The organism is Gammaproteobacteria bacterium, assembly GCA_030949385.1.
Taxonomy (GTDB): Bacteria; Pseudomonadota; Gammaproteobacteria; order JAUZRS01; family JAUZRS01; genus JAUZRS01.
In genome coordinates, this window is the sequence record JAUZSP010000006.1 from 85153 (window position 1) to 99051 (window position 13899).

The 13899-nt window shown below is 49.0% G+C and carries 15 protein-coding genes and 1 tRNA gene; 14 read left to right on the forward strand and 2 right to left on the reverse strand.

The genetic code is table 11. From position 1 onward, the window contains the following. Positions 1–127: 127 nt before the first annotated feature. The 10 genes from queC (at position 128) to Q9O24_07775 (ending at position 8757) form a co-directional block, all read left to right on the forward strand. The gene (gene queC / locus Q9O24_07730; GenBank protein ID MDQ7075028.1) at positions 128–808 is read left to right on the forward strand and encodes a 7-cyano-7-deazaguanine synthase QueC; all 681 of its coding nucleotides are present in this window, start codon (positions 128–130) and stop codon (positions 806–808) included. A gap of 120 nt (positions 809–928) precedes the next feature. After that, the gene (locus Q9O24_07735; protein ID MDQ7075029.1) at positions 929–2152 is read left to right on the forward strand and encodes a YeeE/YedE family protein; all 1224 of its coding nucleotides are present in this window, start codon (positions 929–931) and stop codon (positions 2150–2152) included. A 103-nt stretch (positions 2153–2255) separates the two neighbouring features. Continuing rightward, positions 2256–2331, forward strand: a tRNA-Lys gene (locus tag Q9O24_07740). A 368-nt stretch (positions 2332–2699) separates the two neighbouring features. Continuing rightward, positions 2700–3767: a site-specific integrase gene (locus Q9O24_07745; GenBank protein MDQ7075030.1), complete on the forward strand. Its 1068-nt coding sequence runs from the start codon at positions 2700–2702 to the stop codon at positions 3765–3767. 261 nt (positions 3768–4028) lie between these two features. Beyond that, complete coding sequence (locus Q9O24_07750; protein MDQ7075031.1) at positions 4029–4352, forward strand: hypothetical protein; 324 nt, start codon at positions 4029–4031, stop codon at positions 4350–4352. A gap of 101 nt (positions 4353–4453) precedes the next feature. Next, on the forward strand, positions 4454–4690 hold the full coding sequence (locus Q9O24_07755) for a hypothetical protein (GenBank protein MDQ7075032.1): 237 nt from the start codon (positions 4454–4456) through the stop codon (positions 4688–4690). A gap of 8 nt (positions 4691–4698) precedes the next feature. Continuing rightward, positions 4699–5073 carry a hypothetical protein gene (locus Q9O24_07760; protein MDQ7075033.1) on the forward strand — a complete coding sequence of 125 codons (375 nt, stop codon included), beginning with the start codon at positions 4699–4701 and terminating at the stop codon, positions 5071–5073. Positions 5074–5730: 657 nt separating this feature from the next. Beyond that, a complete protein-coding gene (locus Q9O24_07765; protein MDQ7075034.1) occupies positions 5731–5973 on the forward strand; it encodes a hypothetical protein in 243 nt (80 codons plus the stop codon). Further along, entirely contained in the window at positions 5970–8141 is a 2172-nt protein-coding gene (locus Q9O24_07770) for a DUF927 domain-containing protein (protein ID MDQ7075035.1), read from the forward strand. The genes Q9O24_07765 and Q9O24_07770 overlap by 4 nt, the downstream gene beginning before the upstream one ends. Further along, complete coding sequence (locus Q9O24_07775; protein MDQ7075036.1) at positions 8038–8757, forward strand: hypothetical protein; 720 nt, start codon at positions 8038–8040, stop codon at positions 8755–8757. Before Q9O24_07770 ends, Q9O24_07775 begins: the two co-directional genes overlap by 104 nt. 413 nt (positions 8758–9170) lie before the next feature. On the opposite strand, the gene Q9O24_07780 is transcribed toward Q9O24_07775, so the two are convergent. Further along, positions 9171–9419 carry a BrnA antitoxin family protein gene (locus Q9O24_07780; GenBank protein MDQ7075037.1) on the reverse strand — a complete coding sequence of 83 codons (249 nt, stop codon included), beginning with the start codon at positions 9417–9419 and terminating at the stop codon, positions 9171–9173. Positions 9420–9422: 3 nt separating this feature from the next. Next, positions 9423–9695 carry a BrnT family toxin gene (locus Q9O24_07785; protein ID MDQ7075038.1) on the reverse strand — a complete coding sequence of 91 codons (273 nt, stop codon included), beginning with the start codon at positions 9693–9695 and terminating at the stop codon, positions 9423–9425. Positions 9696–10144: 449 nt separating this feature from the next. Between Q9O24_07785 and msrA the strand changes: the two genes are divergently transcribed. From msrA to Q9O24_07805, 4 genes are all read left to right on the forward strand, one after another. Further along, entirely contained in the window at positions 10145–10750 is a 606-nt protein-coding gene (msrA, locus tag Q9O24_07790) for a peptide-methionine (S)-S-oxide reductase MsrA (GenBank protein MDQ7075039.1), read from the forward strand. Between the two features lie 43 nt (positions 10751–10793). Further along, positions 10794–11996 (forward strand): transposase, encoded by a 1203-nt coding sequence (locus Q9O24_07795; GenBank protein MDQ7075040.1) that lies wholly within the window; start codon positions 10794–10796, stop codon positions 11994–11996. Between the two features lie 285 nt (positions 11997–12281). Further along, positions 12282–13046: a type VI secretion system-associated protein TagF gene (tagF, locus tag Q9O24_07800; protein ID MDQ7075041.1), complete on the forward strand. Its 765-nt coding sequence runs from the start codon at positions 12282–12284 to the stop codon at positions 13044–13046. After that, entirely contained in the window at positions 12994–13827 is an 834-nt protein-coding gene (locus Q9O24_07805; GenBank protein MDQ7075042.1) for a protein phosphatase 2C domain-containing protein, read from the forward strand. The genes tagF and Q9O24_07805 overlap by 53 nt, the downstream gene beginning before the upstream one ends. Positions 13828–13899 lie beyond the last annotated feature (72 nt).

A 13899-nucleotide genomic window follows, 5' to 3' on the forward strand; every position in this document is an offset into this window, starting at 1 on the left:
TGACATTTTGTGAACAATCATCTTAACTATTTCCTATTTTTGTTGACGTTGTGGCTCACAATTTGTCCAGTTTGGCAGCAGATATACGTTTGAATTTTGCGATTTTTCTATAAGGAAACGTAGTTTTATGGGGTTGTTAAAAAAAGAAGCGGTGGTGATGTTGTCCGGTGGTTTGGATTCGGCCACCACGTTGGCTTACGCCCTAGATGCCGGTTTTGATTGTTACGCCTTGAGCTTTTTTTACGGTCAGAAGCACCGTTCTGAGCTGGTGGCGGCCAGTCGAATTGCTGAGTCAATGAGGGTCAAAGAGCATCGGGTGGTTGAGATTGGTCTGGGTGCGTTTGGTGGTTCGGCTTTGACCGATGAGAACTTGTCCGTACCGACCGAGCCTCAAGAAGGGATTCCAATTACTTATGTGCCTGCTCGTAACACGATTTTTCTCTCTTATGCTTTGGGCTGGGCGGAAGTGCTGGGCGTCGGAGATATTTTTCTGGGTGTGAATGCGGTGGACTACTCCGGTTACCCTGACTGTCGCCCCGAATATTTGGCCGCCTTTGAGACGATGGCCAATTTGGCCACCAAACAGGGGGTTGAAGGGCAAGGGTTTAAAATTCACGCGCCGCTGATTGACTTGAGTAAGGCGGCTATTATTGAGTTGGGAGTGTCATTGGGGGTGGATTATCGCCAGACGGTCTCTTGTTACATGGCGGATGAATTAGGCCGAGCCTGTGGCCGTTGTGACTCGTGTCGTTTGCGACGCGAAGGTTTTGCACAGGCTGGGATTGATGATCTTACTCGCTATCGCTGATTTTAACTTAAGTTTTTTTAAGCTAACTGTTTTCTGATTAATGGTTATAGTGGTCGTTTTTTCACTATTTACAATAATCAATGGGTTTTGTGAATCCATCGTTATTTAAAGGGGGCAGTGATGGAATTTGATCTTTTCAGTCAGATGTTGGTCTGGGCGTTTGTTTTGGCGGTCATTTTAGGTGTGGTGGCGAATAAAACCAGTTTTTGCACCATGGGTGCGGTATCCGATTGGGTCAATATGGGTGATAAAAGCCGCATGCGCTCTTGGTTGTTGGCCATTGCAACCGCCATTATGGCGGTCATGTTGATGGAGTGGCTGGAGCTGGTGGATATGTCCTTGACCACCAGTAATGAAACCTCTAATCCTCCTTATCGGGTCAGTAACTTTGTTTGGTTGCGTTACCTTGTCGGTGGGTTGATTTTTGGTGTTGGTATGACCTTGGGCAGCGGTTGTGGCAATAAAACCTTGCTGCGTTTGGGAGCCGGTAACGGCAAGTCTATTGTGGTGCTGTTGGCGATCAGTGCCGCAGCCTCTTTAATGATGTTCACCAGCATTGATTACGATCTGTTTTTGAGCTGGATGACCCCTTTGGCGGTTAACTTTACTGATTACGGCATCCATGATCAGTCTGTGGGTTCCATTGTTGAAGGTGTTGTGGGGGCTGAGCCGGATTCTCAATTAAATCTAATCGTTGCTGCCCTGATTGGGCTGGGTCTGTTTTGCTGTATTTTTAAATCCGCAGAGTTTCGTGCTAACCGAGAGTTGATTGTGGCTGGGTTGTTGGTTGGGTTGTTGGTTGCATTGGCGTGGTGGGTGACGGCAGGTGCGTTAGGACAGCAGTTGTTAGAAGAAGCTGATTTTATGGATGTGCGTCCTTATGCGTTGGGTGCCCAGTCTTTTACTTTTGTGGCACCAACAGCACACGCCTATCAATACATCGAACAGGGTTTTGATCGCAGTTATGTGAGCTTTGGTTTGGTGGCGGCTTTGGGCGTCATCTGTGGTTCTTTTGTCTACGCGCTGTTTTCTGGTACCTTCCGTTTTGAGTGGTTTGTGAACTGGAAAGATTTTCGTATGCACTTGGTGGGCGGTCTGTTAATGGGCGTTGGTGGAGTGTTGGCCATGGGCTGTACCATTGGTCAGGCGGTCACGGGTGCATCGACTCTGGCTTTGGGGTCTTTTGTGGCCTTTGCCGCCATCGTGCTTGGCAGTGCGTTGAGTATGAAGTACCAGTATTACAAAATGTTATACGATGATGCGACGGTTTTGGATGCGTTTGTAACCGCTCTGGTAGAGTTGCGTTTATTGCCGAAAAAACTGCGACGTTTGGAGGCTTTATAGGGATTTTAACCCTTGTTAATAAGGCCTATAAAAAAGGCTTGCGTTAAATTTTTATTAGGGTAATATACGCGGCCTCACCCCAGCGGTGAGGTAGTTTCAAGCAGGGCCGTTAGCTCAGTTGGTAGAGCATCTGACTTTTAATTAGGTGGTCGAAGGTTCGAATCCTTCACGTCCCACCATATTTTTCAAAGACTTAGCAAAACTCACCTCTCCACAAATCTTCCCGTGGGACACTGGTGGGGCACTTCCAAATCAAACACCAGCACAATGACATTCATTTTTGTTGTTATTTTTTCGTGCGTGCGTGTTTATCAATTCAATCTTCGGCAATCGCCACCAGCAAAAAAAGAATATTGAACCTAAATTGCCCCCTTTTCGCGGTCAACTGCCCCATGAGTGCCCCATAGACTACTTTTGTGTTTATAAATTATTGTTTTGTATAGATATTATTTAATAGATCACCTGATTATATATCAGGTGTTGCTGTTTTTTGTGGTTTGTCTTACTCTATTCCCCATTGTTCACGGTTGTTTTATGAGGGAAGGATATGGCCAGCATTGAGAAGCGCACCAGCAAAGAGGGAGTGGTCTCCTATCGGGTCAAAGTGAGGTTGAAAGGCTACCCAATACAAACGGCCTCTTTTGAACGGCGTACCGATGCCAAAAAGTGGGCGCAGCAAACAGAGGTCGCCATTAGGGAAGGGCGACACTTCAAAACCCGAGAGGCCAAACGGCATACTTTTAATGAGCTGGTGAAGCGGTACATAAAAGAGGTGGTGCCACGCAAGCCCAAAGCGGGGGCATACGATCACAGTTACCAACTCAGGTGGTGGGCTGATCAAATCGGGGATTGTGTGTTGGCGGACGTTACAGCGGCTTTACTGACAGAGACGCGGGACAAACTGGCCAATATACCCACAGTGAATGGGCAGAGGGCAGCCGCTACGGTGAACCGCTATCTTGCCTCTGCAAGCCATGCGTTTACGGTTGCGGTGAAAGAGTGGGGATGGCTGGAAGATTCGCCCATGCGGAACGTGAGTAAGTTTAAGGAGCCACGGGGACGGGTGCGCTATTTGAGTGAAGAAGAGCGGCCTAGGTTTCTTGCTGCTTGCCGAGAGAGCAGTAATCCATACCTGTACCCCGTTGTTGTTCTGGCACTCTCCACCGGAGCGAGAAAGATGGAGATATGTTCCCTTTCTTGGGCGGCCATCGACCTTAAGCGTGATGCTCCACAGATCGTTTTACATGAAACAAAGAACGGTGAGCGGCGTGTTTTGCCCCTAACAGGCCATGCTTTGGAGCTGGTGCGTGATTTGGCCAAAGTTCGGCGCATTGATACCCCGTTGCTTTTTCCGAGCTTGAAGAATCCCAGTAAGCCGATGGGCATTAGAGCGCCGTTTCTCAGAGCGTTGGCAAAGGCTGAAATAGAAGATTTTCACTTCCATGATTTGAGACACAGCGCGGCCAGTTATCTGGCCATGGACGGTGCCAGCATGGCGGAGATAGCGGAGGTTCTAGGGCATAAAACCCTACAGATGGTGAAACGCTACAGCCACCTTTCAGATGCACACACGGCCAGTGTGGTGGCTTCCATGAATGCCAAGATTTTTGGATAAGCCTCATTAAGGAAAAAATGCTAATGGCTACGGATAAAAATAAAAATGACCCGTTAGAAAGCCCCATTCTTTGTAGGGGCATGATTCATTACGCGGGGGGAAAACCCAGAAGCGGCTCAGAATTTATACCTCTTAGCTTCTGAAAAATTAAAGCGTTCTGAATCATTACCATCTAGCTTATCCGAATGGCTTGGGGAGATATTAGAGAACTTAGCCTTCTGTGATAGGGAGAATAGGGGAGCAATCCGAAAGGTGGTGAAGTTGAATGCTAAAAATGGGGGGCAAAGAAAAAATAGTGAACTAGGGTCAAAGATCGCCCGTATACAACATCAACATAAATGCAGTGTTTTAGGTGCTTTAGAGATTGAGGCAGAACAAAATCTCAATGAAGAAGGCAAACAATCCGATCATAAAGACCTTCCAGTTGATACTTTACACAAAGCATTTTATAACAAAAATAATACACATCGAGAGGATTGCCGCTTTGTTAAAGCGGTATTAGAGCAAAAGACCCCATATCATTTCAGAGTGAAAAAAATTCTTTCAATTCTTCAACAAATCGCGATTAAAAAAACAATGGAATAAGGGTGTCAGGTTTCTTCTATTTTTACTAGACAGGCATTTAGCCATACTCCAGCACAACACGGCATAAGCCGCGTTATTTTTAATAATTACTGGAGCTTTAAATGGAACATAGAAGTTTTTTAACCGTCCCTCAATTCAGCGTTAAACATCCCGCTTTTACCCAATCAAGCCTAAGAGGCTTAATCTTCAACGCCAAAAGTCGGCAGAGCAGCCAAGGGATGATTGAAGGCAACGGCTTAGCCCCTGCCATTATTCGCATTGGTCGCAAAGTCTTAATTGATGAAGAGAAGTTTTTGGCTTGGGTGGACAACCACCAGCAAAACGGCCAAGCGGCATAAGGGGGAAGATGATGAATAAAAAACTGCCAAAGGATGGGGTTGCAACTCCACCCAGTGACCGGCACAACATCACAGTACAGCGACTGAACCCCGAGTTTATCCCGCCACGGCTTGATGATAAAGAGGTTATTTCTGGTGCAGTCCATACCACGCTGGCCGGTTTCCCAAACATTGACCCCAAGGTAGTGCGGTACTACTCCAAAAAGCTGGCCTCTGTTGGCTGGAAGTTGGCGGCTTACGTTTGGAGTGAAGGTACAAAAGGCATTATTAGGATGCCGGTGGGGACTGAACCCTCTCCCTCTTTGCTGGTGGAGAAATACGGGCTGTTTCGAGGGCGGTTAGAGGCAGAGCTTTTAGGCTCCCAGAATGGAGGTCATATCTAATGGTTAATAGATTACTTACCTTGCCTTGTCACACTGCCACGCTTAAAAAACCATTTACAAAGCACCTCATATTTATAGGGATTTTAAATAGTATTAATGTGAGGTGTGATGATTTTCAGAGTGATTTTTTTCACTTTGCTGTTAAAAGGTGGCGTGACAGGCGTGACGGCGTGACAGATCAAAAAAATATATTAATTATCAATAGGATAGGTGTGTTTTTGAGTGTCACGCTACGGGTGTGCCACGCCGTGACAGGCGTGACAGATTGCGCGATAAGGGGCTTGCTGTTCTGTGTTAGAGAAGTTTCTGCCGCTTATAAAGGGGCGCGAGCTGGAGCCGTTGCAGAAGTTTTTGCCGCTTATAAAAAGGGAAAGGGGTTGACCACCCGCACTGTGAAGCCCTATCCTTGCCGTTCCTCTGCACAATCAGAGGACGGGGTTCGCAACCCGAGCAATACCAAGCCGCACCAGCACCGGCCTCAAACCGTGCTTTTTTTGTGTAAGTCCGTTTGTTCTTTATGGCGGATTGTGTGGGGCAGCTTTCGGGCTGGCCGGTTCCCTTGGTTTCCGGTAGTGCGAACCCCATACAATCTGCCACCCTTAAACCGCTTCGTAACGGTCGGTGGCAGCTTCCTAAATTACCAAGGAGCTTGTCATTATGCTTAACTTATCCCCTCCCAATCCGTCTACCCGTTGCAGTCACGCGCCTGTTGAGGTGGTGGTTTATACGGTCTGTGTTACGTCTCTTTCTCGTTCTGGTGGGCGTACCACGCGCCCTGTATCGCGTTATTTCTCTTCCCGTATTGGCGCGTTTACCTCCTTTGATCCAGACCCCGACTACTTGGCGTGGTATCACGATCTGCTTTTGCTGGATTCCGCTTTGGCAGGGGGTGGCCTGTGAAGCAGAAAATAGACTTTCAAGCCATCAACCAATCGGCCATAAACAATGCGGTAAGTGTGCTTAACCATTATCTTCCTGATGGGACAAGCAGTGGCGGTGAGTACACGGCGTTAAACCCAACACGGGAAGACAGTAAAAAGGGCAGCTTTTCGGTTAACACCCAAAGTGGCCGGTGGTCTGACTTTGCCACAGAGGATAAAGGTGGGGATCTGATAAGCCTGATAGCCTACCTAAACGGCACTAAACAGGGTGCAGCGGCCAAAGAGTTGTCCCAGTTTTTGGGGCTGTCAGAGGTCAACCACAGCAGCCAAAAGAAAACCGCCACGGTGGCGCAATCGAGCAAGCACCCCCCCGCTGAATGGGCACCTTGTTTGCCGGTTCCCAACGATGCACCCGCACCTCATGAGGAACATTCCCGTTTTGGTAAACCGTCAGGCCGTTGGGTCTATCGGGATGAACAAGGGGCGGTGCTGTTTTATATGTACCGTTTTGAGCAAGAGGGCAAAAAGAAGAGCTACGCGCCGTTGAGTTACGGCAATTATGGCGCGGGGTGTTTGCACTGGAAGTGGAAGGGTATTCCAGCACCCCGCCCCCTCTATCATCTTGACCAACTGGCAGCCAAGCCAAAGGCCAAGGTGGTGATCTGTGAGGGTGAAAAAGCAGCGGATGCCGCTCAATACCTTTTGCCGGATTGGGTCGCCGTTACCCCACCCAATGGGGCGCAATCACCGGATAAGGCCAATTGGTCGCCCTTAAAAGGTCGGGATGTGATGATTTGGCCAGACAATGACAAAGCCGGTGCCGCGTTTGCGGATCGGGTCAAGGCGCTGGTGGAGGGTGTCGGGGTTAAGTCGGTCGCTTTGTTGGTGGTGCCGTTTGCCTTTGGTCTCGATGGTGACGGCCTTAAGCCCGTGGCCGGTGATGGCTTTGCAGAGAAGTGGGACGCGGCGGACGCAGAGGCCGAAGGCTGGCAGCCAATGCACCTTAAACAGTTGATCCAAAAAGCGGAGTGTGTGCGGGTGACTGCCCTCTCTGTCACGGTGAAGAGGGAAGGCAGAAAGAGACCGATTAAGGGTTCAACCTTTGGCCATAACTTCAAAGTGAAAGAGAGCGGTGTGTGGTTTCATCCACCATCAGAAGACCAACAGGACGCACCTAAGCCCATATTGATTTGTGACCGGCTGATGGTGAGTGCCAGAACACGGGACACGCACGGCGAAAGCCACGGGCGGCTGTTGGAATTTGTAGATTCAGACGGTGTACCGCACCAGTGGGCGATGCCTATGGAGATGCTGGCCGGTGATGGCTTGGAGGTCAGAAAGCGGTTGATGTCCCAAGGTTTAAGTGTGGCGCAGAGCCGCAAATCACGGGATCTGTTGGGCATGTACATACAGACGCAACAACCGAAAGACAAGGCGCTCTGTGTGGATCGTATCGGCTGGCATGGTGGGGCATTTGTTTTGCCTGACAAGGTGCTGGGACAGAAAGAGGGTGATCGGGTGTTGTTGCAGGCTCCAAGAAGAGAAGACCCTGTGTTCTCTCAAAAAGGCAGCCTTGCAGAGTGGCGGCAGCAGATAGCGGCGTTGTGTCTGGGCAATTCACGTTTGCTGTTTGCGGTCAGTTTGGGTTTTGCTGCCAGTGTGTTGAAGCCGTTAATGGAAGAGTCGGGCGGTTTTAATATTCGTGGTGCCAGTTCTACCGGAAAAAGTACGGCGCTACGGGTGGCGTGCAGTGTGTGGGGTGGAGCCAATCGGATGCAGCGGTGGAGAGCCACCGGTAACGGCCTTGAAGGGGTGGCCTCGATGCACAACGATACCCTTTTGTGCTTGGATGAATTGGGGCAGGTTGAACCACGGGAAGCGGGTGAAATTGCCTACATGCTGGCCAACGGTGCCGGTAAGCAGCGCAGCCGAAGGGATGGCAGCAGTGCAGCGGTAAAAGAGTGGCGGCTGTTGTTTCTTTCAGCCGGTGAGGTGGGTTTAGCGGAACAGATGCGCCAAGGCGGTAAGCGGGTCATGGCCGGTCAAGCGGTGCGAATGGTGGATATTCCAGCGGATGCGGGGCGTGGCTTGGGGTTATTTGAAGACGTTGAACGGCCACCGTTCTGGCGGCCATCTTTCAAAGGCGTTATCGGCTGCCACCCAAAAGGCTTACGGTACAGCAGGTGAGGCGTTTATTAATGGCTTGTTGCCCTTGGGTGATCTGGTGCCCGTTGTTGAGGGGTTACAGGCGGACTTCCTTAAGGGTCTGCTTCCAGATGAAGCCGATGGTCAGGTTCACCGTGTGGCGGGTCGTTTTGCGTTGGTGGCGGCGGCGGGTGAGCTGGCCACTCGATTTAAGATCACCGGCTGGCCAACAGGTGAGGCCAGTAAGGGAGTAAAGAGCTGCTTTAACGATTGGTTAAAAGAGCGCGGCGGTCACGGAGCACAGGAAGAGAGAGAGGCTTTAAAACAGGTTCGCCACTTTATCGAGGTTCACGGGGAGTCGCGGTTCTCTCCTTGGGTGCAAGATGAGCGATACCGCAGCACCAGCAACCGAGCGGGTTTCCGTAAGCACTTGGAGGGTGGCGGGGTGGAGTATTACATTTTGAGAGAAAGCTTTAAGCGTGACGTGTGTGACGGCTTGGATTGGCGTTTTGTTGTCGAAGTCTTGAAAAAACACGAATGGCTTGTTCTGGATTCAAAAGGGGGAGCGACACGCCCCGAACGCTTGCCAGAAGGAGGCCGTCAGCGGTGTTACCGTTTAAAAATTCCTGAGCTGGTGGAGATGCGCGCAGTTTCATAGGGTTATGTTGGATTGGTTCGACGGGACTTAAAAGCGGCTATTTGGCCGTTTTTTTGTGCCCATGACAAAATCTGTCACGCCTGTCACGCCGTGACACACCCGTAGCGTGACAGCCAAAATAGCATATAACATATTGATATTAAATAAGTTATTTGGATCTGTCACGCCGTCACGCCTGTCACGACACCTTTTAGCAGCAAAGTGAAAAAACCAATCTGAAAATCCTCACACCTCACATAAATACTATTTAAAATCCCTGTAAATATGAGATGCTTTGAAAATGGTTTTTTATGTGTGGCAGTGTGACAAATAAACTGCTTTAAGGTACTAGGTAGGGAATTTGGTTTGCGGGTAATTCGAACCCCGCTTAGACGTTATTTACCACCTTATTCAAAATAAACGGGTTCGGGGCATTAGCCTACCTTGCGGATTTCTTCACGAATAACGCGGCGTAGAACAGCCTCTAATGGTTCTTTGCCCTCTACGCTTTGGATGTGTTGTTGTAGGGCTGCATTAATCAGTGATTGATAGTTACCACCACCGGCCACTTGATCCCGAAACCATTGCACCACGTCACTGTCAAGACGGATGGTGATTCGTTCCTTATTGCTTTGGATCACAGCGCCCCGTTGGGCGTTATTGAAGTCGTAATGTTCTCTCATGGCTTAGCCCTCGTACTGTTTGCGTTCTTGCCTATTGGCCTTTCTGGCAGAGATGATGCGGATAACATCCCCTATTTTGTGCAGGTTTACCACCAGCAAAACACGCCCTTGAAAATCCATGCCAAGCGTTAAGAGGCGCGCCTCTTGGTGGTTGTGATCTGGGTCGGTTTGGGTCAGTGCCATATCATCGTAAAAGACTCCCACCGCATCGGCAAAATCCACACCGTGCTTATTTAGGTTGGTGTGGCGTTTGTTTTCATCCCATTCAAAGTTCATGGGTTGAGTGTATGCCGGTTGTGCATACAGTCAAGTATCCTTTAGATGGGGTGGTGTTACTGCCCTGTGGGGCACTCATGGGACACTAGACCAGCAAAAACAGGGGTAAACGTGAACAAGTGGAAACAATGGGTTGCCATTAACTTATTGATTTAATTCTTTTTTTATTGTTCTTGGTTGTTCTGGATTATTCGTTGTTCGAAACTTTTAATTAGGTGGTCGAAGGTTCGAATCCTTCACGGCCCACCATATTTTTAAACGCTGTTCTTAGCGTTGATTCTTTCATTTTATTTTGCCTTAATAGGCTACCTTTCCGGTACGATCATTGACTCACTTTTTTATCTGTGGAGTTATCATGTCTCGTCCAAAAAAATCTTCCTAGTTTACCATCGGCAGAAGAGGCTTTATCTGGCAGAGATCAAGCCCTCATTGTTGATGATGCGCATTTTGTGCATGGCCACACTTTAACAGCACCTTTTCCTGAGCAGATGCAGCTGGCGATGTTTGGTTTGGGCTGTTTTTGGGGGGCTGAAAAACGCTTTTGGCAAGAGCTCGGTGTGTTCAGTACCGCTGTGGGTTATGCCGCTGGCCACACTAAAAATCCGACCTATCATGAGGTGTGCAGTGGAGCTACGGCGCACAACGAAGTGGTGCAGGTGGTGTTTGATCCAGAACAGCTCTCTTACCAGCGTCTGCTGGAGCTGTTTTGGACGGGGCATAATCCCACTCAAGGTGATCGCCAAGGTAACGATGTGGGTAGCCAATATCGTTCTGGAATTTACTGTTTTAATGCTGATCAGCAGGCTTTAGCGGAAGCTTCAAAACAGCGTTATCAGGATGCCTTGTCTTCACAGGGGTTGGCTGAAATTACCACTGAAATCATTCCAGCACCGCTTTTTTATTATGCAGAGTCCTATCATCAGCAGTACTTGGCAAAAAATCCGCAGGGTTATTGTGGTTTGGGGGGGGTGTGGCGTCGATTTTCCGCAGTAATACCGTTCAATACTTCGGACAGTTTTAGAGAGAAAAAGATAGGAACCACAGGCGGATTCTGAGAAAATAGAGTTCTCAAAAAACGACAATCAAAGAAGGCCGCCCGTGGAATCCATAGTAGAATCGGTTTTACTCTCCATGTCCAGTGTTAAAAAACCACAACGTCTTTTTCTCTCAGCTCTGTTTTCCGCATTGATGGTTTTTCAAGGGAAAGCCACTTTTCGTAATTTGAGTCGTTACAGTTCGTTGCATGAAAAACGTCTGTCGCGTTGGTTTCGACGTTCATTTGATTTTGCACAATTCAACAGACGCCTACTTCAAAAAGGGCTGCCACAAAAGCACGATCAAATTGCCGCCATTGATGCCAGCTTTATGAAAAAAAGTGGTCAGAAAACAGCAGGGTTGGGTTGGTTTTACAACGGCGCTTTGGGGCAAGCCATGGTGGGGTTGGAGTTGTCGTTGGTTTGCCGAATTGATCTTCAAAGTCGAACCGCTTACGCGCTGGAGGCTCGCCAAACGTTGGACTCGGAACAGAAAGAGGGTGAGAGCCGAGTGGACTGCTACGCGAAACAGGTTTGTGACCTTGCCTGTGATCTTCAAGCGCAAGGCATTCGCTACCTTACCGCAGACGCCTACTACAGCAAGGTGAAGTTTGTCGATGCGGTCTGTTCAGATGACTTACACCTGATTGGAAAGCTGCGTTCAGATGCCAACCTAAGCTGGTATTTTGAGGGCGAGTACGGTGGCAAAGGACGTCCTAAAACGTACGATGGTAAAGTCAATTTCCAAACGGAGCTGTCCCGTTTTGATGCGTGTGGCGTAATGGATAAGGGGGTATCGATTTACAGCGCCGTGGTTCACTCGTGTTGTTTCAAACGGAAAATCCGTGTGGTGCTGCTGCGATGGGAGCAGAAGACAAAAGTCCGTTCGGCTCTGCTGTTTTCTACGGATTCGGAGTTGGCTCCAGAAAAGATTGTCGAATATTACACCGCTCGTTTTCAGATTGAATTTTTGTTTCGTGAAGCTAAGCAACATACGGGTTTAATGGATTGCCAAGCGCGTTGCCCAGAGGCCATTCAAACTCATATTAATGCCTCGTTCACCGCACTGAATTTATTGAAGCTGGAAGACCGTAAGGACAAGAGCAACCCTGAGCCTTCGGTGATTTCGATTGCCTCGTGGCGACGTAAGAAATTCAATCAATATTTGATGAAAATACTTTTTGACAAGTTAGGTTTGGAGAGATCTTGTCAAAAAGTCGAGGCGGTTTACCATGAGCTGAGTGAGTATGGGGCTATTCAGGTTTAAAACTGTCCGAAGTATTGACCGTTGATAATCTGATAAATGTGACAAACCATCTGGTACGACTTATTTTTATGCTTGGATGAAGGGCGCTCTCTGGGCTAGTCTTTATGCTTTAGAAGTTTTAAGGCCGTCGTAAGGTAGAGTGGTTTACTCTACTTAATTCAGTTTTTTGCAACTTCTATCCAGTGTGGCGTTAGGATAAACCTCTGTAGGTTTGTGCTGTAATAGATTGAATCATCTATATAAATAGAAATTCAGTTTTGGATAGATTGCATGGAGTGCGTTTTAATGATTGATGAGGCTTTGGCGTTTCGTCTGGGTCAGGAAAGCCCCGGTTTTTACGGCAAAATTCCCGTTAGGGGTGATTTTGTGTCGCGCCGCTTGGCGCAGCATTTTGTTGAACCTTGGGATCATTGGTTGCAAGAGTCTTTGCTCTCCAGTCAGGAGCAGTTGGCGGATGACTGGTTGGATGTCTACCTGACCAGCCCTGTGTGGCGTTTTGTGATGACCAAAGGGGTCTGTGGTTCTCTGCCGTGGGCGGGAGTGGTGATGCCGAGTGTGGATCGAATGGGGCGTTATTTTCCTTTCACCCTTGCGACTCCGTTGGCCGAAGGGGTGAATCCGTTTCGAATGATGCAGTCGGGAGGGGCGTGGTACGCACAAGCAGAAACCTTGGCGCTTTCCAGCCTCCGCGAAGGCTTTGAACTGGAAGAGTTTGACCAGCAATTGAAACGTTTACGAGTGCCGAAAAGTGCCGCTAAAGAGACGGTACACAACGGCATAATGGGGGTTTCGTCCGCTTGGCATATCTCATTAGCGGCACCGTCGAGTTTGGCGGGTGCTTGTTCTGAGTTGGCAAATCAGGCTCTGGAAGAGCTTTATTTTGGCTACAGCCTCTGGTGGAGCCACGGTTCCGAGCAGGTGGAACCTTCTTTTTTAGTATGTCAGGGATTACCCCCGACAACAGGCTTTGCAGCCATGTTGGGAGGAGACTGGGAAAATGCAGATTGGCAGAAGAGAAGCGTTACCTCTGCCCACGGTGATGGATTTTGACGGTGGTGAATTAGGTTTGTACTGGAACTCAGCCGCTATCACCCACATGGGAAAGGTTAGAAATAATAATGAGGACGCTTATTTGGAGCGTCCAGAAGTGGGTTTGTGGGTGGTTGCTGATGGCATGGGTGGTCACGCCTACGGTGAATTGGCCAGTCAATGGATTGTGGAGTCACTGCAAAGCCTAGAACCGCCGTTGGGATTCGGTGCTTATGTCCGTGAGGTAAAACGTGCCCTGTTGGGAGTAAATGAGCGTCTGTTGGCAGAGGCGCAGCGCCGAGGTAAAACAACCATTGGCAGTACGGTGGTTGTGTTGCTGGCGTGGCGTCAGTATTGTGTTTATCTGTGGGCCGGAGACAGCCGAGCGTATTTGTTGCGCAACAAACGTTTGCGTTCTTTGACTTGGGATCACGGTCCACTGGAAGAGTTTGTTGCTCGCGGTTTGGTGAGTCGTGAAGAGTCCGACAGTTATGTGGATTCCAATGCCATCACTCGAGCGGTGGGAGCGTCTAAGCGGTTGGAGTTGGATTGCCATATTCAGGCCGTTTGCCGAGGCGATGTTTTTTTACTCTGTAGTGACGGTCTCTATCGAGAGATTGAAAACGCGGAGATTGAAGCGTTGTTGAATCAAGGTTCACCCCAAGAGAGTGCGGAGGCTTTGGTGACCTTGGCACTCTCTCGTGGCGCGCGAGATAATGTGACGGTCGTGGTGGCTGCTGCTGGCAGTGGCCGGGGGTTGCAGACCGTAGAGCGCTCTAACGTGATTGATTTTGCGATGTGATTAATCGCTGATTGATGAGCAAAAAAAGCCGAGATCGAATGATCTCGGCTTTTTTTTTGGCTGAACATCTCT